20 protein-coding genes and 2 tRNA genes are annotated in these 19,260 nt (G+C 31.6%); 12 read left to right on the plus strand and 10 right to left on the minus strand.

Annotated elements, in window-relative coordinates; all coding sequences use genetic code 11:
• Window positions 1-65: 65 nt before the first annotated feature.
• The 4 genes from rpsT to proS form a co-directional block, all read right to left on the minus strand.
• Entirely contained in the window at window positions 66-317 is a 252-nt protein-coding gene (rpsT, locus tag BMX42_RS03615; RefSeq protein WP_091308874.1) for a 30S ribosomal protein S20, read from the minus strand.
• A 160-nt stretch (window positions 318-477) separates the two neighbouring features.
• A tRNA-Glu gene (locus BMX42_RS03620) sits at window positions 478-549 on the minus strand.
• Between the two features lie 33 nt (window positions 550-582).
• Window positions 583-654: transfer RNA gene (locus BMX42_RS03625), tRNA-Glu, on the minus strand.
• 198 nt (window positions 655-852) lie between these two features.
• Window positions 853-2,331, minus strand: a complete 1,479-nt coding sequence (gene proS, locus BMX42_RS03630; RefSeq protein ID WP_091308878.1) for a proline--tRNA ligase — start codon at window positions 2,329-2,331, stop codon at window positions 853-855.
• Window positions 2,332-2,427: 96 nt separating this feature from the next.
• Here proS and BMX42_RS03635 point away from each other — a divergent pair, with 96 nt between their 5' ends.
• The 7 genes from BMX42_RS03635 (at window position 2,428) to BMX42_RS03665 (ending at window position 8,820) form a co-directional block, all read left to right on the plus strand.
• A complete protein-coding gene (locus BMX42_RS03635) occupies window positions 2,428-3,531 on the plus strand; it encodes a hypothetical protein (protein ID WP_091308881.1) in 1,104 nt (367 codons plus the stop codon).
• 66 nt (window positions 3,532-3,597) lie between these two features.
• Entirely contained in the window at window positions 3,598-5,151 is a 1,554-nt protein-coding gene (locus tag BMX42_RS03640; RefSeq protein ID WP_091308886.1) for an OmpP1/FadL family transporter, read from the plus strand.
• A 90-nt stretch (window positions 5,152-5,241) separates the two neighbouring features.
• Window positions 5,242-6,567 (plus strand): 30S ribosomal protein S12 methylthiotransferase RimO, encoded by a 1,326-nt coding sequence (gene rimO / locus BMX42_RS03645; RefSeq protein WP_091308889.1) that lies wholly within the window; start codon window positions 5,242-5,244, stop codon window positions 6,565-6,567.
• A gap of 14 nt (window positions 6,568-6,581) precedes the next feature.
• The gene (locus tag BMX42_RS03650) at window positions 6,582-6,956 is read left to right on the plus strand and encodes a hypothetical protein (protein ID WP_091308893.1); all 375 of its coding nucleotides are present in this window, start codon (window positions 6,582-6,584) and stop codon (window positions 6,954-6,956) included.
• Window positions 6,957-6,959: 3 nt separating this feature from the next.
• A complete protein-coding gene (locus BMX42_RS03655) occupies window positions 6,960-7,949 on the plus strand; it encodes a metal-dependent hydrolase (protein WP_091308897.1) in 990 nt (329 codons plus the stop codon).
• Window positions 7,950-8,021: 72 nt separating this feature from the next.
• Window positions 8,022-8,258 carry an HP1242/YdcH family protein gene (locus BMX42_RS03660; RefSeq protein WP_177169113.1) on the plus strand — a complete coding sequence of 79 codons (237 nt, stop codon included), beginning with the start codon at window positions 8,022-8,024 and terminating at the stop codon, window positions 8,256-8,258.
• A gap of 85 nt (window positions 8,259-8,343) precedes the next feature.
• The gene (locus BMX42_RS03665) at window positions 8,344-8,820 is read left to right on the plus strand and encodes a GyrI-like domain-containing protein (RefSeq protein ID WP_091308902.1); all 477 of its coding nucleotides are present in this window, start codon (window positions 8,344-8,346) and stop codon (window positions 8,818-8,820) included.
• Between the two features lie 58 nt (window positions 8,821-8,878).
• On the opposite strand, the gene BMX42_RS03670 is transcribed toward BMX42_RS03665, so the two are convergent.
• On the minus strand, window positions 8,879-9,310 hold the full coding sequence (locus BMX42_RS03670; RefSeq protein ID WP_245748228.1) for an excinuclease ABC subunit B: 432 nt from the start codon (window positions 9,308-9,310) through the stop codon (window positions 8,879-8,881).
• 9 nt (window positions 9,311-9,319) lie between these two features.
• Here BMX42_RS03670 and BMX42_RS03675 point away from each other — a divergent pair, with 9 nt between their 5' ends.
• From BMX42_RS03675 to gloA2, 4 genes are all read left to right on the plus strand, one after another.
• On the plus strand, window positions 9,320-10,114 hold the full coding sequence (locus tag BMX42_RS03675; protein WP_091308909.1) for an alpha/beta hydrolase: 795 nt from the start codon (window positions 9,320-9,322) through the stop codon (window positions 10,112-10,114).
• A gap of 60 nt (window positions 10,115-10,174) precedes the next feature.
• Window positions 10,175-10,702 (plus strand): DUF1456 family protein, encoded by a 528-nt coding sequence (locus BMX42_RS03680; protein WP_091308913.1) that lies wholly within the window; start codon window positions 10,175-10,177, stop codon window positions 10,700-10,702.
• Between the two features lie 73 nt (window positions 10,703-10,775).
• Complete coding sequence (locus BMX42_RS03685) at window positions 10,776-11,243, plus strand: DUF1572 domain-containing protein (RefSeq protein ID WP_091308916.1); 468 nt, start codon at window positions 10,776-10,778, stop codon at window positions 11,241-11,243.
• A gap of 13 nt (window positions 11,244-11,256) precedes the next feature.
• Window positions 11,257-11,640 (plus strand): SMU1112c/YaeR family gloxylase I-like metalloprotein, encoded by a 384-nt coding sequence (gene gloA2, locus BMX42_RS03690; RefSeq protein WP_091308920.1) that lies wholly within the window; start codon window positions 11,257-11,259, stop codon window positions 11,638-11,640.
• Window positions 11,641-11,686: 46 nt separating this feature from the next.
• On the opposite strand, the gene BMX42_RS03695 is transcribed toward gloA2, so the two are convergent.
• The gene (locus tag BMX42_RS03695) at window positions 11,687-12,028 is read right to left on the minus strand and encodes a DUF2853 family protein (protein ID WP_091308923.1); all 342 of its coding nucleotides are present in this window, start codon (window positions 12,026-12,028) and stop codon (window positions 11,687-11,689) included.
• Window positions 12,029-12,163: 135 nt separating this feature from the next.
• The gene (gene menD, locus BMX42_RS03700; RefSeq protein ID WP_091308926.1) at window positions 12,164-13,825 is read right to left on the minus strand and encodes a 2-succinyl-5-enolpyruvyl-6-hydroxy-3-cyclohexene-1-carboxylic-acid synthase; all 1,662 of its coding nucleotides are present in this window, start codon (window positions 13,823-13,825) and stop codon (window positions 12,164-12,166) included.
• Between the two features lie 90 nt (window positions 13,826-13,915).
• Here menD and BMX42_RS03705 point away from each other — a divergent pair, with 90 nt between their 5' ends.
• Window positions 13,916-14,410: a GNAT family N-acetyltransferase gene (locus BMX42_RS03705; protein ID WP_091308931.1), complete on the plus strand. Its 495-nt coding sequence runs from the start codon at window positions 13,916-13,918 to the stop codon at window positions 14,408-14,410.
• Window positions 14,411-14,473: 63 nt separating this feature from the next.
• Here the strand turns inward: BMX42_RS03705 and BMX42_RS03710 are convergent, their stop codons facing one another.
• The 3 genes from BMX42_RS03710 to ccsA all read right to left on the minus strand — a co-directional run bounded on the left by BMX42_RS03710 (window position 14,474) and on the right by ccsA (window position 19,172).
• Complete coding sequence (locus tag BMX42_RS03710; RefSeq protein WP_091308936.1) at window positions 14,474-15,064, minus strand: glutathione peroxidase; 591 nt, start codon at window positions 15,062-15,064, stop codon at window positions 14,474-14,476.
• A gap of 155 nt (window positions 15,065-15,219) precedes the next feature.
• Window positions 15,220-15,828: a murein L,D-transpeptidase catalytic domain-containing protein gene (locus tag BMX42_RS03715; protein WP_091308938.1), complete on the minus strand. Its 609-nt coding sequence runs from the start codon at window positions 15,826-15,828 to the stop codon at window positions 15,220-15,222.
• A gap of 107 nt (window positions 15,829-15,935) precedes the next feature.
• Window positions 15,936-19,172, minus strand: a complete 3,237-nt coding sequence (gene ccsA / locus BMX42_RS03720) for a cytochrome c biogenesis protein (protein WP_091308941.1) — start codon at window positions 19,170-19,172, stop codon at window positions 15,936-15,938.
• Window positions 19,173-19,260: the final 88 nt, after the last annotated feature.

Here is a 19,260-nt window from a genome sequence, read left to right on the forward strand (position 1 = left end):
AAAAATTCTAAAACAAAAAAAGTCCTGATTTTCATCAGGACTTTTAATTTATCTTAAATTACTAATTATAAACTAGCAACTAATTTTGTTAACTTAGATTTTAAGTTTGAAGCTTTGTTAGCGTGGATAATGTTTTTCTTAGCTAACTTGTCGATCATTGAAATAACTGTAGGTAATTTTGCAGCAGCTTCTGCTTTTACAGTTGCTAAACGAATTGCTTTAATAGCATTACGCGTAGTTTTGTGTTGGTATTTGTTTAATACTCTTCTTTTTTCGTTGCTTCTAATTCTTTTTAAAGCTGACTTATGATTTGCCATTTTCTTAATTTTTAAATTGTAATAACTTTATTTACTTATTAGTAAAAACAAGAAAAACCTCCCACAATTGATCTTTCAATCAATCACTTCAGTTTTAACTAACAAAACAAAAAAGGAGACACCATTTCTTGTTTTATAAAACTATTTCAAAACTAATTTGTAGTCCGTAGGGGAATCGAACCCCTCTTACCAGGATGAAAACCTGGCGTCCTAACCGATAGACGAACGGACCATTAACTGATTTATTGTTTCAGTAAAAACATTGTAGTCCGTAGGGGAATCGAACCCCTCTTACCAGGATGAAAACCTGGCGTCCTAACCGATAGACGAACGGACCATTGCATTTGCTGTAATGCGAGTGCAAAAATACAACTATTTTTTATTTGTGCAATACCTGAGGTAAAAATTTTGTATTTTTTTTCAAAACCTCAGCTTAAGCCCTTATTTATAAGATATTTAGCTATTTCAAAAAAAATTAATTTTTCAAAATCTCAAATATCAAATCGTAAATCACAAATTGTAAATCGTAAATTCCCTAATATGCTTTTGCGAAAAGAACTCTTCCTTTTGAAGGCGCTCCTGTTAAAACACAATCTCCAGCTTCTTCTACTCTATCCAAAGGAATACATCTAATAGTCGCTTTCGTTAAATCTTTTATTTTCTCTTCTGTTTCTGCCGTTCCATCCCAATGAGCCGACACAAAACCAGTTTTATTCTCTAAAACATCTTTAAACTCTTCAAATGAATTTACTTCCGTTGTATGAGCTGCTCTGTAATCCACCGCTTTATTAAATAAATCCCTTTGAATTTGTACTAATAAATCTTGGATATAACTTACAATTCCTTCCGCTGGTTTTACTTCTTTAGTTAACGTATCTCTACGAGCTACTTCAAAAGTTCCGTTTTCTAAATCTTTCGGACCAACCGCTAAACGAACCGGAACTCCTTTCAATTCCCATTCCGCAAATTTGAAACCTGGCTTTTGCGTCGTTCTATTATCAAATTTCACAGAAATGTTTAATTTCTTAAATTGAGCTACCAAACCATTTGCTACTTCAGAAATCCTATCAAATTCTTCATCCGTTTTAAAAATCGGCACAATAACTACTTGAATTGGTGCTACATTTGGAGGCAACACTAATCCGTTATCGTCTGAATGTGTCATCACTAACGCACCCATTAAACGAGTTGAAACTCCCCAAGAAGTTCCCCAAACAAATTCTTGTTTTCCTTCTTGATTCGTAAATTTCACATCAAATGCTTTAGCAAAATTTTGACCTAAAAAGTGAGACGTTCCTGCTTGTAACGCTTTTCCGTCTTGCATTAATGCTTCAATACAATATGTTTCATCTGCTCCAGCAAAACGTTCTGTTTCAGTTTTCAAACCTTTAACAACCGGAATTGCCATGAAATTTTCAGCAAAATCAGCATAAACATGCATCATTTTTTCAGATTCTTCAATTGCTTCTGCTTTAGTTGCGTGAGCTGTATGTCCTTCTTGCCATAAAAACTCAGCTGTTCTTAAAAACAAACGCGTTCTCATTTCCCAACGCACAACATTCGCCCATTGGTTAATCAATAAAGGTAAATCTCTATACGATTGCACCCATCCTTTATAAGTACTCCAAATAATCGCTTCAGAAGTTGGACGAACGATTAATTCTTCCTCTAATTTAGCATTTGGATCTACCATTAATTTCCCAGGTTTATCTGGATCGTTTTTCAATCTATAATGAGTTACAATTGCACATTCCTTTGCAAAACCTTCCGCATTTTTTTCTTCTGCTTCAAACATGCTTTTCGGAACAAATAAGGGGAAATACGCATTACTATGACCTGTTTCTTTAAACATTTTATCAAGTTCCGCCTGCATTTTTTCCCAAATTGCATAACCGTATGGCTTAATCACCATACAACCTCTTACTCCAGAATTCTCTGCTAAATCAGCCTTTACGACTAATTCATTATACCATGCAGAATAATCTTCGCTTCTAGTTGTTAAATTTTTACTCATTTTTATAATATTGGCACAAAATTTGTTTTATTTGTATTAATTTAGTGGTACAAAACTACTTAATTTTGTAAAGACCAACAATAAAATTTACCATATATGAAAACAAATTACATTTTTCAGCTAAAAACACTTAGATTTTTAAGTCTATTTGTTGGTGCAATCACAGTGACAGCTTGTGGTTCGTATCAAAATTCGTCATATTATGACAATGATGGCGTTTATGGACCTGACAAAACTGTTACATATGAGAGAACAACTCAAGACAATAACACGGTTGCAACAGATAACAAATATGCACAACAGTTTAAAGATATGGAGGCCGATTTTGGCCCAACAGAGGTTTTAACCGATGTAGACAACTACAAATCAACACAAGACACTGTATACGTTCAAGAATCCGAAACCAGATATGCTGGTTGGGGCGAAAACCAAACTAACAATGTTACCGTAAACGTTTATGGTAATTCTGGTTGGTACGGAAACGGTTGGTATGGCAACAACTGGGGTTGGAATAACGGATGGTACGGAAACAATTGGGGTTGGTACGGAAATGGATGGTATGGCAATAGCTGGGGCTGGAACAACGGTTGGTATGGAAATGGCTGGTATGGTGGGTATTACGGACCATATTGGGGTAATGGATATTATGGAGGCTACTATGGCGGATATTACGGAAATGGATGGTACAATAGCTACTATGCAAATGGATGGTACGGACGAGGAAATATAGCATACAATAGCAGTCCGCGTGGTGGAAATGGATACAGAAGCAATGGAAATGCTGGTAGATATTCTTCAGGAAGAAACGGAAATGTAATTGGAAACCCAAGAAATCAAACTTCTCAACCGAGAGGGAACGCTATTGGTAATCCTAGAAATCAAACTTCTCAACCAAGAGGAATTTCTACTCCAAGAGGAAATACAAATGTTGGTACGCCTAGAAATCAAACTTCTCAACCAAGAGTTATTATCTCTCAACCAAGAGGAAACAACAACTCTGGAACACCAAGAAATCAGACTTCTGAACCAAGATCTACTTCAACTCCTAGAATGGATACACCAAGAAATGATTCTCCAAGAAACGACTCTCCAAGAACAATATCTACACCAAGAAGTTCAGACTTCGGTGGCGGAAGAAGTTCTGGTGGCGGTTCAATGGGCGGTGGAAGATCTGGCGGCGGAGGTCGTGGTGGAAGATAATAAAAAAATAATTTCAAAAACCTGTTTGTAACTACAGGCAGGTTTTTTCAAACTATATAAAAACATATGAAAAAGATATTACTTTCCTTATTAATAGGTGGCTCTTTTATGGCTAACGCACAAGAACCTGCCATATCAGATGCTTTACGATATGGTGTACAAAATTTAAATGGAACAGCTCGCTTTAGAGCAATGGGTGGTGCTTTTGGAGCAATTGGTGGAGATATGTCTGCTATAAATATCAACCCTGCTGGTTCTTCAATTTTCAATTTCAACCAAGCAGCTATTTCATTATCTAGCATTAATAGAAGCAATAATGCTAGTTATTTTGGCACAAGTAGCACAACAAAAGAAAACACTTTAGACATCAATCAATTAGGTGCTGTTTTTGTTTTTAATGATAAAGCTTCAAAAAGTGGCTGGAAAAAATTTGCTTTAGGTCTAAACTATGAAAACGCCAATAATCTTGACGATTATATTGTTAGTGAAGGTGTTAATCCATACAATTCAATGGATAATTATTTTCTAAACAGAGCGCAAGGTTTTGAACTTCAATATTTACAAACACAACCCGGAGAATCTATCGGAAGTTTATATCAATACCTAGGAGAAAATCAAAATTTAGGTTTCGATGCACAACAAGCATTTTTAGGTTATCAATCCTATGTATTAAGTCCATTAGACGAAAGTGATGAGCATAATACAGATTATTTCACAAATGTACCTACTGGTGGAAATTACTATCATAAAAATACTATCCAAGCCAAAGGTTATAACGGAAAATTCACCGCTAACTTTTCTGGAGCTTACCAAGACAAATTATATGTGGGTATGAATATGAATTTCCATTTTACAGATTATGTAAGAACTTCTTCTTTATATGAAAGTAACTTAAATGATTTTTACGATGATGGTTATAGCATTGATGCTGTAAGATTTAATAATGAATTATACACTTATGGTTCAGGATTCTCTTTAAACTTAGGAGCTATTTACAAAGCGACAGAAAATGTTCGTGTGGGTTTAGCATATGAAACTCCAACTTGGTACCGTTTAAACGACGAACTAACACAAAGCATTTCATCAAATTTTTATGACGCCACAACAGATTCAATGAATCAATCTTATGTTAATCCAGGCATAGTAAATGTTTATCCAACCTACAAAATTCAAACTCCAAGTAAATTAACGGGTAGTGCAACAGTTTTATTCGGTAAAAAAGGTTTATTAAGTGTTGATTATTCAACAAAAAACTACGCAAAAACAGAATTTAAACCAAATAACGAAACCATTTATAGCAGGTTAAACACTCAAATGAAAGACCAGCTTCAAGATAGCTATGAGTTACGTGTTGGTGGAGAATACAAAATTCAAAAATGGAGTGTTAGAGGTGGTTACCGTTTTGAACAAAGTCCATATAAAACAGATTACGCTTTTGGTGATTTAATGAGTTATTCTGGTGGTTTAGGTTATAATTTCGGAAAATCTAAAATTGATATTTCATACACTAACGAACACCGCGCAAGAACAGAAGCTTTATTAACTTCTGGATTAAACGACACTGCTAGAATTAAAAATTACAACAACAATGTTACTTTATCATACGTGATAAATTTTTAAATAAAATACAAATATTTCACAAATGTCGCTTTACTTCAAGTTAAGCGACATTTTTTTATTAATTTTGCACCCTGAAATAAAACAAATACTATGAGAACCAAGTCTTTAAAGAAAAATAAAATTAACGTCATTACATTAGGTTGTTCTAAAAACGTATATGATAGTGAAGTTTTAATGGGACAACTTCGTGCCAACGGAAAAGAAGTAACACACGAAGCCACTAAAGACGAAGGAAACATTATTGTAATTAATACATGTGGTTTTATTGATAACGCCAAAGAAGAATCGGTAAATACGATTTTGGAATATGCCGAAAAAAAAGAACAAGGTTTAGTAGACAAAGTTTTTGTTACCGGTTGTTTGTCTGAACGTTACAGACCAGATTTAGAAAAAGAAATTCCAAATATTGATCAATTTTTCGGAACAACAGAATTGCCTTTATTATTAAAAGCATTAGGTGCCGATTATAAACACGAATTAATTGGAGAACGTTTAACTACAACTCCAAAAAATTACGCGTATTTAAAAATTGCCGAAGGTTGCGACAGACCTTGTAGTTTTTGTGCAATTCCATTAATGAGAGGAAAACATAAGTCGACTCCAATTGAACATTTAGTGATTGAAGCCGAAAAATTAGCTAAAAACGGTGTAAAAGAATTAATTTTAATCGCACAAGATTTAACGTATTACGGTTTAGATTTATACAAAAAAAGAAATTTAGCGGAACTTTTAGAAGCTTTAGTTAAGATTGAAGGAATTGAATGGATTCGTTTGCATTACGCCTTCCCTACTGGTTTCCCGATGGACGTTTTAGAATTAATGAAACGTGAACCAAAAATTTGTAATTACTTAGATATTCCATTACAACATATTTCTGATAGTGTCTTAAAATCGATGCGTCGTGGAACTACTCAAGAAAAAACGACTAAATTAATTCAAGAATTTAGAGCCTTAGTTCCAGAAATGACAATAAGAACGACTTTAATCGTTGGTTATCCTGGTGAAACGGAAGAAGATTTCAATACTCTTAAAAATTGGGTGGAAGAAATGCGTTTCGAACGTTTAGGATGTTTTACTTATTCTCACGAAGAAAACACACATGCTTATTTATTAGAAGATGATGTTCCAGAAGAAGTAAAACAAGATAGAGCCGCTCAAATTATGGATATTCAAGCACAAATTTCTTGGGATTTAAATCAAGAAAAAATCGGACAAACGTTCAAATGTGTTATTGATAGAAAAGAAGGTGAACATTTTGTAGGAAGAACAGAATTTGATAGTCCAGATGTAGATAATGAAGTATTGATTGACGCTTCAAAATTCTATTTAAAAACGGGTGATTTTGTAGATTTAAAAATCATCGACGCAACAGAATTTGATTTATATGCAGAACCGGTAGAGGTTAGTTCAAAATAATCATCTTAACAACAATGAAGAATTATATTATTTGGTTATTAGTACTGTTTTCAAACGTTTTACTTGCTCAAAATAAAAGTAATTTAGTTTTTGAAGATGGTATATATTCTGTAGAAATTCAAATTGAAAACGGAAAAGACTATTTAAAATTAGATAAGGAAAACAAATTTCAAATAGTAACTAAAAATATTGATCCTGTAAATCTGATGTGTTCGGGACGAAATTTAAAAAGAGGCGAATTATCAACAGATAAGAACATCACTAATTGGTCTTTAACCATTATTAAAGAAGGTCTTAAAGACGAAAAGTATTCCTTATCTATTTCTTTTAGAGGTAAAAAAGGAAAATTATTTACACATCAATTTCTAATTCCAGTAAAACAAAACTAATCAATGGATTCATTATCGCAAATTGTCTTAGGAGCTGCGACTTTTGCATTAATAAAAGACAAAGAAATCGGTAAAAAAGCTTTGCTTTATGGTGCTATTTTAGGTACTATTCCCGATTTAGATGTATTAATAAATCCTTTTTTTAACAAAATTGAACAACTTTCTATTCATAGAGCGTTTTCGCATTCCATATTTTTCTCCTTAATTTTAAGTTGGCTCTTTGGAAAATGGTTTGCTAAAAAATACAATTCCCCATTTAAATCATGGTTTTTGGCAAGTTTCTTAGCTTTATTTACTCATCCATTACTCGACATTTGTACCACATACGGAACTAGAATTTTATATCCTTTAAGTATGGATTTCTATTCTTTAGATAATGTTTTTGTAATTGATCCATTATATACAACTTGGCTACTTATAGGTTGCATTACTTTATGGATTATGAAAAATACGAATCCCAATCGACAAAAAGTTATTCATTATTCCTTAATTCTTTCTACAGGATACTTACTTTTTGGTTTAGTAATAAATTTATATGTGAAAAATATTTTCGTGAATCAATTAAAAGAAAAAAACATCACTTACGAGAAAATAAAAATTGTACCAACACCTTTTAACACCATACTTTGGGAAGCCATTATAAAAACAAAAGATGGCTTATATTATAGCGATTATAGTTTATTAGACAAACATTTACCAACACAATTTCATTTTGAAAAAAACGATATTAATTTCATTGCTGAAAAGAAAAAAATTAAAGCTTTAGAACCGTTTTTTAATTTCACAGAAGGTTATGAATTAGCACGAATGGAAAACGGAAAAATGAATATTTACGGTACAAAATTTGGTCCAATTGATATTCAAAACAATAAAGCGGAATTCTTTTTTCCTTTAGTTTTCAATGCGAACGGAACTTATAGTTCTGTAGACAAGCAACCTAATAATTACAGTGAAATTTTCAGTAAACTTTGGATTAGAATTCAGGGTAAATAACTGTATGACAAATATCATATTTATTGCGTTTTAATTTTCAGAACTTTGATATAGAAAATTAAAACAAAGATTATGATAACCAAACACAATTTAACCCAAGAATTTCCAGAGTACGAAACAAAAATTAACAATTTAAAAATTGAAAATCCACATTTCAAAAAGTTATTTCACGAGTTTGACGAATTAGACCATGAAATCTACAGAGTTGAAAGCGATTCAGAACCCGCTTCAGACGATACTTTGAACGATTTAAGAAAAAAAAGAGTGCATTTAAAAGATGAAATTTACCAGTTTTTAACGAATAATTAATCTCCCCTTTTTTATTTTGATAGAATCTCTGCAAGCCTATTTTTTGCAGGGATTTTTTTATATATTTGATTTTTATTCATACACTATGACACCAAAAATCCTAACTATAGCACCAAAAAAACTAATCGGATATTCTGTTGAAATGTCTTTAATAGATAATAAAACATTTAGTATTTTCAGTCAATTAATGCCTCGTTTAAAAGAAATCAAAAATCCAAAAAGTGCTGACATTTTTTGTGTTCAAGTTTATCAACCAGATTATTTTACCAATTTCACTCCAGAAACCCTTTTTACAAAATGGGCTGCTGTGGAAGTTAAAGACTTTGACAACATTCCTGAAGGATTTGAAAAACTAGAATTAACTGGTGAAAAATACGCTGTTTTTTTATATAAAGGTACATCTGAAATGTTTCCAAAAACTGCACAATATATTTATGGAGAATGGCTACCAAATTCAGGTTTTCAATTAGATAACAGACCTCATTTTGAAATTATGGGAGATAATTATTTAGGCCACGAAAACCCGGAAAGTGAAGAGGAAATTTGGGTACCAATTAAATAAGTATTCAGTAAAATAATCCTAAAACTTTTAACTTATCCCTTTTCACTTTTGCCTTAACCTAATTCAATTGCTCACTAAACAGTCTAATTAAAGTCTCACCATCAACCATATGATTTGGAGAATCTTCAATTAACCTTAAAACGCGTTTCATTGCATACGGATCTAAACCCATATTAATTCCGATTTCGTTGATTTTCACTCGTTCTCTTTCGTGTAAAACGTCGTCAGAACGCATCAATAAAGCCAAACGATAAAACTGACAAATTCTATTTAATTCGTCTTTAATCACACTTACTTCACTTTTATTTTCATAAAGTTTATGCAACGTTTCTTTATCAACACCTAATTCATAAGCAACAATCTCAATAAAATCATATTCTCTGTCGTGCAATTCGCCATCAATTAAAGCAAACGCAATCATTTCTTTTAACAAACTTATTTTTTCTTGAGTAGTTTCCATCAAAATTCTTACTTTTATAATATTCTTCAAATATAAAAAATGATACGATTTTTAAGCCTATTATTACCACTTTTTTTGTTTTCTGTAAACCAAATCGAAGCACAAAACCGCTATTCTACCTTTGAGATAGATGCACCACAACTACAAACTAAAAAGAAAATTTGGGTGTATTTACCCTTAAATTACGAAAAATCAACCAAAAAATACCCTGTAATTTACATGCATGATGCGCAAAATTTGTTTGATACGATTGCTTCTTTTGGTGGTGAATGGAAAATTGACGAAACCTTAGATAGTTTAAAAGCTAAAGTCATTGTAATTGGCATCGAACACGGAAATGAAAAACGTTTTGGAGAACTAACACCTTATAAAAACGAAAAACGTGGTGGTGGAAATGCAGATGCTTATTTAGAATTTATCGTAAAAACCTTAAAACCACAAATTGATTTGACTTACAGAACCAAAACAAATGCTAGAAATACTTGTATCTGGGGAAGTTCGCTTGGCGGATTGGTTTCTTTTTATGCCGCTTTGAAATATCCAGATGTGTTTGGAAAAGTAGGTTGCTTCTCGCCTGCTTTTTGGATTAATAAAGAAGAAATTTTTCAGAAAATGGAAAACACGCCAAACTTCAATACCAAAATTTATTTGCTCTGTGGCGACAATGAAGGTAAGGAAGACATGGTTACGAATATGGAACAAATGGAAACACTTATTAATTCGAAACGATGTGAATGTAAGAAACTCAATAAATCTGTAATTGTAAAAGGTGGTGAACATAACGAAAAATTATGGCGAAATGCGTTTGCAAAAGCGTATCTTTGGCTTTTCTAAGAATAATTACGAATGTTACTCTGAGCGAAAGTAAAGAGGAAACAAATAAAACCTAAAAAAATGAACAATAACGATATCTTCAAAAAACTACGTGTTGCCTTACAATTACGTGACGACCAAATAGTTGAAATTTTAAACCTTGTCGATTTTAAAATGTCGAAAGGTGAATTAGGTGATATTTTCCGTGCGGAAGATCATGCTAATTTTATGGAATGTGGCGATCAAGTTTTACGTAATTTCTTAAACGGATTAATCATTCATTTACGTGGTACGAAGGAAAATCCGAAAAATCCTCGTGATGTAATCAAATCACACAAAGATTACGAAACACAAACGGAAAGAACAGACAAAACCATTTACGAACCGAAGAAACCTTACAACAAAACGGATAGTAAAACGCAATTTAAACCAAGAACAGGCGATAAAAAACCTTTCGCAAAAGATGGTGATAAAAAAGAATTCAAGCCGAAAACTGGTGAAAGTTCAGATAAAAAACCAGCTTTTGGAAAGAACAAATTTGGTAACGACAAAAAACCAGCTAAACAAAACCCAGTAGAAAAATTCAAGTTTAAAGACGGTAAAAAATAAAACGAAATCCTCAATTGATATTGAGGATTTTTTTATATTTACGAATGAGAGAATAACACAGTTACACATAAGCATGAAAAACACACAACAAATCGCTTCCCGTTTTAGAGAAGTCATTTTAAATGGAACTTGGATTGCCAACACCAATTACAAAGACCAATTAACCAATTTAGATTGGGAAATCACAACAAAAAAATTTCATTCTTTTAATACGATTTCCGTGCTTTCTCAACACATTCACTATTATATTTCTGGGATTTTAAATGTTTTGAATGGCGGAACACTCGATATCAAAGACCAATTTAGTTTTGATTTCCCTGTTATCAAATCACAACAAGATTGGGATATTTTTCTAACTAAATTTTGGAAAGATTCCGAAGAGTTTGCCGGCTTAATAGAACAAATGTCTGATGAAAAATTAGAAGCCGTTTTTGTTGATGCAAAATACGGAACGTATCAAAGAAATATTGACGCGATGATTGAACATGCTTATTATCATTTAGGTCAAATTGTTTTGATTAAAAAAGGATTGACTCAATAATTACAACTCAAAAATGCTTAAAAAAATTCATCATATTGCCATTATTTGTTCGAATTACGAAAAATCAAAGCAATTTTATACGGAGATTTTAGGATTCGAAATCACTCAAGAAGTCTATCGTGAAGAAAGACAATCCTACAAACTAGATTTATCTTTAAATGGGAATTATTGTATCGAATTGTTTTCTTTTCCAAATCCGCCAGAAAGAGTTTCCAGACCAGAAGCTCGAGGCTTACGTCATATTGCCTTTGAAGTAGACAATATCGAAAGTGCAATAGAAACATTATCAAAACACAACATCAAAACAGAACCCATAAGAATTGATGAATTCACCCAAAAAAGATTTACTTTTTTCGAAGATCCTGATCAATTACCAATCGAATTATATGAAATTTAATAATACAAAAAATCCTGAACTTTCATTCAGGATTTTTTTATACTTTTTATTTGTAAACCGACTCTTTTTTGAAGTGAACCGCTAATAAATAATATACTACAGCTCTGTATTTACTTTTGTTCGAACGACCGTATTTCTCAATTACGGCATCAATACCTCTATCTAAATCTGCGCCATCTTTTAAACCTAATTTCTTAATTAAGAAATTATTTTTTACCGTTGCTAATTCTTTTTCATCTGTTCCAGAAACAGTTGAAGAATCATTATTATAAATCGATGGACCACAACCAATAACTACTTTAGTTAATAAATCCATATTAGCAGTTACACCACATTTGTCTTTTAAATCTGCAGCATACTTTACTATTAATTCATCTCTTTTACTCATAATTACATATGTTTTTTATTAGTTACTTCTCAAACTTACAATAATTTACTTAAAAAATAAAGAATTTGATACTAAATTTAACATTTTAATAATAAAAATAATACATAAAAAAGAACAAATAATGAAGTTTAAAAACTATAAATTCTTAAAATAATCCAACAAAATACTATTATTCAATTTTTCTGGAGTGAAAATTTCTAAAATAGATGGAGTATTTTCATCTGAAATAAACGAATTCCAAACTGATTGCAATTCCTTCTCATCTTGAACGGAAGTATAATTAAACTTGTACATTTTAGCCAAATGCTCTGCCGTAAATTGATGCGTTGTTTCGAAAAAAGTATTAAAAGTTTCGTTTTCTTGATGACCTGGTAAAATTCTGAAAATACCGCCACCATTATTGTTAATCAAAATAATTTTGAAGCTTTTAGGAATATAATTATTCCATAACGCATTACTATCGTACAGAAAACTAATGTCACCAGTTATTAAGATTGTTGCTTTTTTGTTTGCTAAAGCCGCTCCAATTGCCGTTGATGTGCTTCCATCAATACCACTTGTACCACGATTACAAAACACTTCAATGGTTTTATTAATATGAACCAATTGAATGTAACGAATTGGCGAACTATTACTGACTTGTAACTGAATATTTTCCGGTAAATTCTGACTTAAAAAATCGAAAACTTTAAAATCAGAAAACGGAATTTCCGACATATAGCTGTCGTGTTTCGCTAATCTGTTTTTCCAAATGGTTTGAAAAGTCGATTTATAATCTAAAGAAATTGTATTATTTTCTATTAATAACTGATTAAAAAAAGTTGAAATATTGGTTTGAAAATGTTCCGATAAACAACCATATGTATCATAAGCACGAATTTCATCAACATGCCAATGCTGTTTCGGTTGATAGCTTCTCAACAAAGCTTTTATACGTTTAGAAACTACCATTCCGCCAAAAGTTAACAGAATTTCTGGTTGAAAATTCAATTTATCTTCTTCAGAAAAAGTGGTCACTAAAGTATCAATTCGATCAATAAAACTTGGATGATGTAAATTGGAAGTTTTCTCTAATAACACCAAAACACTTTCGTCTTGCGCTAAAATTTCAATATATTTTTGTTCAATGGAATTAGGCAACAACTCGCCTACTAAAATCAATTTCTTTTTCGCTGATTGCCATTCTGAAACGAACTTAGTATCTAAATTAAATGCCGCTTTTTCAACATTTGAAACAGGAATTTGCGGAACATAAGTTGGCTCTAAAAGTGTTTCATACAAAGGTTCTTCAAATGGAACGTTGATATGCGCTGGACCTTTTTGAGAAATGACCGTTTCAATCGCTGAAACAATTAAACTGTCATTTATTTCTGAAGCATTTTCAGTTAAATTGGCAGAAAAAACAATATGATTCGCATATACATTTTCTTGACGAATCGTTTGTCCGTCTCCAATGTCGATTTTATTTTGTGGTCTGTCCGCAGAAACAACCAATAAAGGAATTTGACTGTAAAACGCTTCGGCAACAGCTGGATAATAATTCAATAATGCTGAACCAGATGTACAAACTACCGCGACAGGTTTTTGTAATTGTTGCGCCAAACCTAAAGCAAAAAAAGCCGCACAACGCTCGTCGGCAATGCTATAACACGTAAAACTATCTTGATTAGTAAATCCGATAGTTAAAGGTGTATTTCGTGAACCTGGAGAAATTACAATATGTTGAATTTCCTTTTGGCGAAAAATTTCAATGACAGCTTGCGCTAATGGTATTTTTGGGTATAAGTTGGCTTTCAATTTATTAGATATGAAATTAAATTTTCAATTACAAACTTACAAATTTACCCACATTTTTTATACTTTTATCTGATAAATAAATCCTTCAAAATGAATCCGATAATTCGAAATTACAATCCCGAAGATTGCTCATCAATTTTAGAAATCATTAACGACCAAATTTTAAATGGTGTGGCTTTGTACGATTATCAACAGAGAAGTTTAGTGCAACAATTGGCTATTTTTGATGATAAATTGAAAAAAGATTTCCCGATTATTGTCGCAGAAATAAATAATGAAGTGATTGGTTTTGGATATTATAGCGAATTCCGATTTAGAGAAGCGTATAAATTCACCGTTGAACATTCCGTTTATGCTAATAAAAACTACATTGGAAAAGGAATTGGTAATTTATTATTAACCGAATTAATTACTTTAGCAAAAGATCAAGGTTTACACACGATGATTGGCGTTATCGATTCGGAAAACGAAAGTAGTATTGCTTTCCACGAAAAATTCGGATTCGAAAAAGCAGGTTTTTTAAAAGAAACTGGATACAAATTTGACCGTTGGTTGCATTCTGTTTTTATGCAGAAAATGTTATAGAAATCAGTCTCAGTTTCCAGTCTCAGTTAACAAACACTGAAAACTGAGACTTAAAACTTAAAACTATTTTCCTTCAATCCAATTTGTAATTGATTTGTCGTTTGGTAGAACTCTTGGTGAAATCACATCGAATAAATGTCCGTTTTCATCAATTAAATATTTCTGAAAATTCCATTCCACTTCGCTGTCTTCCAATCCGTTTTTAGATTTTTGAGTTAAGAATTGATACACTTCATGCATATCACTTCCTTTTACAGATATTTTTTCCATCATTGGAAAAGTCACCCCATAATTCTTTTTACAAAACGCACCAATTTCTGCATTTGTTCCTGGTTCTTGTGCGCCAAAATTATTAGCTGGAAAACCAACAATTACAAAATTTTTATCTTTATATTTTTCGTAAATCGCTTGTAATTGTTCATATTGAGGTGTTAATCCACATTCTGAAGCCGTATTTACAATCAGTATTTTTTTTCCTTTTAAGGATGCGAAATCAAATTCGTTTCCAGATAAATCCTTTACTTTAAAAGTATATATTGAACCTTTTTCCATAGTTTTTGTTGTTGAATTATTTGGTGATAAATTACTTTTACTAGTTTGATTACAAGCCAATGAAAGCGCTAAAATTGCCGTAAATGTGTGAAATAGTTTCATCCTTAATTTATTTTATTCTCAAATGTAAGAAAAGATATAGCAAACAAGAGTTAATGTTGTATTAAAAAACCATTATTCTGTCATTTCGACGCAGGAGAAATCTTGTAAAGTAATTCAGATTATGTGATTTCTCCCCTTGGTCGAAATGACAAAAATTAATAATAAATATACATCAATATATTTTTATCCGATTTATCTAAAATATCTTGAATTCGCAAATAGAATTTTTCGTTTAGCATTGGACAGCCCCAACTTAAAACAATGGGAGAAATTTGTTCTGCATAAGGCATCTTTTTATGAGAATGCAATACAATATTTCGCAGATAAGCATTACTGTTTGTAGTATCTAAACCATACATTTTATAAGCTTTCCCGAAAGTTCCATTATAGGAATTTCCAATATAATATTTTCCTAAAGATGTCATTAAAGAACCATCAGTATTGCTAAATTGTAATTCACCCGTAGCAGTTGCAGAACCCGAACCATGTGCGACTAAACCCGAATCGGTAATTTTATTTTTTTTCGTATCGTAAACAAAAAATCGAAATTTATTTGATGGAATTCTCATGTCTAAAAGAAAAAAAACATCCTTATTGTATTTAGAATTTTTCTTTAGAAATGATTTTATTTCTTCAGCTTTACTTAAAGTTTTATCAACAACATTTTTCGAGATATTATTATCCGAAGAAGTGTTCTTTAAATAGAAATTACACAAAAGCGCTATTCCTAAAACCGATAAAACGATGATTACTTTTTGCTTCATAGTAAAATTGTTTATTAAGAAATAAACGACAAAAAAATTGATTTAGTATATAAAAAAACCTGACAAGTTTAAAAATTGTCAGGTCTTTTTATTTGATATTTTAACAATTACTTTTTCTTCTTATAAAATCTTCTATACTGAACATATGCTACTGCTGAAATTGCAAGAACAATTGACAGAGCATAAGCGTAATAAATTACATTTTGTTGTTCTCCAGAAGCGTAAGAATGCAATCCACTTAAGTGAAAATTTACTCCAAAATATGTCATTAAAATACTTGCAAAAGCTAAAACTGACATAAAATTATAGGCAAATAATCCGCGTAAAGCTGGCACAAATCGTGCATGAATTACAAAAGCGTACACCATAATACTAATTAATGCCCATGTTTCTTTTGGATCCCAACCCCAGTAGCGACCCCAACTTTCGTTAGCCCATTGTCCACCAAGGAAGTTACCAATAGTAAGCATAACTAAACCTACAGTTAAAGCCATCTCATTAATATATGTTATTTCTTTGATGTTTAATTCCATTTTGGCTTTATTCTTCTTGTTTGTAAATATTATCAAAAACAAAGAAACTAATCCTAAAATCATGGCCAACGTAAACGGTCCGTAACTCGCTACAATAACCGCTACGTGAATCATTAACCAGTATGAATCTAACACAGGTTGTAAATTTGCAATACTTGGATCCATCCAGTTCCAATGTGCCACCATCAAAATAATAGAAGTTACAAAGGCACCAGCTGCAACTGTTAAAGGTGATTTTATCCAAATTTTACCAGTTACGATAAATAACCATAATGGCGTTACTCCAAGTAACAATGTAAACAACATAGTTGCCCAAGCCACATAAATCATACTTTCATAGGCATCAGACCAAGGCGCATGTCCTGAAATATACCAACGAACAATTAATCCTGCTAAATGTAAAATGAATAATAAAATAATAGTTCCGTGGAAAAACTTCACTACATAATTTACCCATTTCTTTTTGTTGAAAATTTGAACAATTACAAATACGAACATTAAAGTTCCGGCGTACATATACCAAGAAAATAACTTTTTGAAAATATCGTATTTATTGTATTGTATTTCCGCTTCTAATTTATCATCAGAAAGCATTATTTTTCCACCAAATTTCTTTTGATAATCTGATAATCCTTTTAATAAACTTTCTGCGTTTTTGTAATTTTTAGATTGTGATGCTCTTGCTGCTTCACTAAAATAAAATGGAATGATATTTTTAACAACATCTAAATTTGTTTTGGTTGGATGTTGCAATTCTAAATAAGAAGCCCATTTGTTGTTGGTATCCTTTGGAAGAGGAAAAAACCTTAAAATTTGTCCGCTTATTGCTGAATACAATAAGTTTACTTTTTTATCTGCATCCAAAAAATCTTTCTGAAACTGATCTGGGACGGCAACTTTATACGCTTCGTCCGTTTGTTTTTGCAATTTATAATTTCCGAAATCATCGAAAAAACTAATTAACGGTGCATATTTTGCTTCTTTATCAACACCAATAATTTTACGAATACTGTCGTTTCCTCTTTTTAAATAAATAATTGGAATTTGGTACCAAAATTCAGGAAATTGATTCATTGAAATTAAAACCTGATCTGAAGTATACCCTTCGAATGTATCACTTTTAGAAACTTTTCGTAATAATTCAGATGAAAACGTATTTACCGGTTTCATTCTTCCACTATAATCTTGAATAACTAATCTTCCGAATTTTTCTGCGTGATCTGCAGAAACCATATATTTTTTAATCTCTTTTAAAGATTCCGCAACTGTTGGCATTTTTGGTTTTTGAACCGAAGTGTCATGCTGATGTGGTTCTGTTCCGTGATTATGTCCGTCGTGATTGGTATGATTGTCTTGAGCAAATCCAACTAATCCGAAGAAAAACAACAATACTGTTAAAGCCGCTTTTTTCGCACGAATTTTATCAAGTTTTATAATCAAATCATTAAATCTGGTGTTTTTATCAAACAAAATAGCCATTAAAGCAAAGTATAATAAAAAGTAACCGATATATGTAATCCAAGTTCCCCAAAAATCATGATTTACAGAAAGTACTGTTCCTTTTTCGTCTTCATCAAAACTCGCTTGAAAAAGTCGGAAACCTTTATAATCTAAGACATGATTCATGAAAATATCATATTTAAAACTTTCTTTTCCATCAATAACATCAATTTTACTTTTAAATGCCGAATAACTTTTTTCCGTTCCCGGTTGTTTGTCCGCAATAAAATCATTCAATTTTATAGAAAAAGGCAACGTATGAACTTTACTTCCGTACATTAAAGTGAAATCTAATTTTCCAATTTTAAAACTTTTAGGCTCACCTTGTTTTCCTTTAGATCCCATTAAAGTAACAATTTCTTCTTTGTTCTGAGAAGTCACTTTTACCACAATGGCATCATCTGTTTTTTTATCTTTATAATTGTCGTTAGAAGCTAAAACCACTTCTCCATTTTGAGCTAATTCAGGAAGAACAAACTGAATTCCACCTGCATTATATAATGAACGGAACATTAACGGACTAGGTTGATCTTTTGCAATTGTACCTTGCATTTTATCTGCCATTCGCATAAAATTACCATCAAAAGGGGTTTGAATGGTATAAGCTTCAGCAATTTTAGTAATATTTACAGCTCCTTGTGTGAATTTATTGAATGCAAATAACACATTACTAATGTTTTTCACTTCACCATCACGTAAAAAATGTTCTTTTCTACTTCCACCACTTGCTTCAACAAGTTTAATATATAAATCACCTTTTGCATTTGGTTTGAATGTTTCAGAAGCATTCATGATAAATTCCTGTAATTCAATTTTATATGGAACATCTGAAAAATCATCAGAATACGAAAATGAATTATTTACAGCTTGAGAAAGTAATAATTGTTTCTCAATTGTTTTACGTTTCATTTCACCTTTATAATCTCCATCAACAAATGCTGTAAGATGCGGCATATCTGAATACACCATATTAGCTGTTGCACCTTCACGAATTGGCATTAATCCTTCGTAACTAATATATCTCGTAACAAAAGCTCCAATAATTATAAAAATAAAAGACAAGTGCAATAACAAAGTTGCCCATTTTTCTCTTTTATACAATTGGTAACGTTTGATGTTTCCGAAAAAATTAATCACAAAAAATACCATAATGGCTTCAAACCACCAAGTGTTGTAAACTAAAATTCGAGCAGTTTCTGTATTATATGCATCTTCTATGAAAGTTCCTGCCGCCATTGCAGCTGCAAAACCGATAAATAAAAGTGCCATTAAGCGTGTAGAATATAGTGCGGAAAGTAATTTCTGTAACATAAAATGTTGTCTTTTTTTAAAGTAGTGCAAATGTACAGAATTGAAAATAAAGAGTAACTATTTTAACAAAATTTAATAAATGAAATGT

The sequence above is a fragment of the Flavobacterium terrigena genome, from assembly GCF_900108955.1.
Taxonomy (GTDB): Bacteria; Bacteroidota; Bacteroidia; order Flavobacteriales; family Flavobacteriaceae; genus Flavobacterium; species Flavobacterium terrigena.

What these genes read in the sequence shown, in the direction of transcription:
- rpsT (WP_091308874.1), bottom strand. Translation starts at nt 317, where the DNA reads ATGGCAAATCATAAGTCAGCTTTAAAAAGAATTAGAAGCAACGAAAAA.
- proS (WP_091308878.1), bottom strand. Translation starts at nt 2,331, where the DNA reads ATGAGTAAAAATTTAACAACTAGAAGCGAAGATTATTCTGCATGGTAT.
- BMX42_RS03635 (WP_091308881.1), top strand. Translation starts at nt 2,428, where the DNA reads ATGAAAACAAATTACATTTTTCAGCTAAAAACACTTAGATTTTTAAGT.
- BMX42_RS03640 (WP_091308886.1), top strand. Translation starts at nt 3,598, where the DNA reads ATGAAAAAGATATTACTTTCCTTATTAATAGGTGGCTCTTTTATGGCT.
- rimO (WP_091308889.1), top strand. Translation starts at nt 5,242, where the DNA reads ATGAGAACCAAGTCTTTAAAGAAAAATAAAATTAACGTCATTACATTA.
- BMX42_RS03650 (WP_091308893.1), top strand. Translation starts at nt 6,582, where the DNA reads ATGAAGAATTATATTATTTGGTTATTAGTACTGTTTTCAAACGTTTTA.
- BMX42_RS03655 (WP_091308897.1), top strand. Translation starts at nt 6,960, where the DNA reads ATGGATTCATTATCGCAAATTGTCTTAGGAGCTGCGACTTTTGCATTA.
- BMX42_RS03660 (WP_177169113.1), top strand. Translation starts at nt 8,022, where the DNA reads ATGATAACCAAACACAATTTAACCCAAGAATTTCCAGAGTACGAAACA.
- BMX42_RS03665 (WP_091308902.1), top strand. Translation starts at nt 8,344, where the DNA reads ATGACACCAAAAATCCTAACTATAGCACCAAAAAAACTAATCGGATAT.
- BMX42_RS03675 (WP_091308909.1), top strand. Translation starts at nt 9,320, where the DNA reads ATGATACGATTTTTAAGCCTATTATTACCACTTTTTTTGTTTTCTGTA.
- BMX42_RS03680 (WP_091308913.1), top strand. Translation starts at nt 10,175, where the DNA reads ATGAACAATAACGATATCTTCAAAAAACTACGTGTTGCCTTACAATTA.
- BMX42_RS03685 (WP_091308916.1), top strand. Translation starts at nt 10,776, where the DNA reads ATGAAAAACACACAACAAATCGCTTCCCGTTTTAGAGAAGTCATTTTA.
- gloA2 (WP_091308920.1), top strand. Translation starts at nt 11,257, where the DNA reads ATGCTTAAAAAAATTCATCATATTGCCATTATTTGTTCGAATTACGAA.
- BMX42_RS03695 (WP_091308923.1), bottom strand. Translation starts at nt 12,028, where the DNA reads ATGAGTAAAAGAGATGAATTAATAGTAAAGTATGCTGCAGATTTAAAA.
- BMX42_RS03705 (WP_091308931.1), top strand. Translation starts at nt 13,916, where the DNA reads ATGAATCCGATAATTCGAAATTACAATCCCGAAGATTGCTCATCAATT.
- BMX42_RS03710 (WP_091308936.1), bottom strand. Translation starts at nt 15,064, where the DNA reads ATGAAACTATTTCACACATTTACGGCAATTTTAGCGCTTTCATTGGCT.
- BMX42_RS03715 (WP_091308938.1), bottom strand. Translation starts at nt 15,828, where the DNA reads ATGAAGCAAAAAGTAATCATCGTTTTATCGGTTTTAGGAATAGCGCTT.
- ccsA (WP_091308941.1), bottom strand. Translation starts at nt 19,172, where the DNA reads ATGTTACAGAAATTACTTTCCGCACTATATTCTACACGCTTAATGGCA.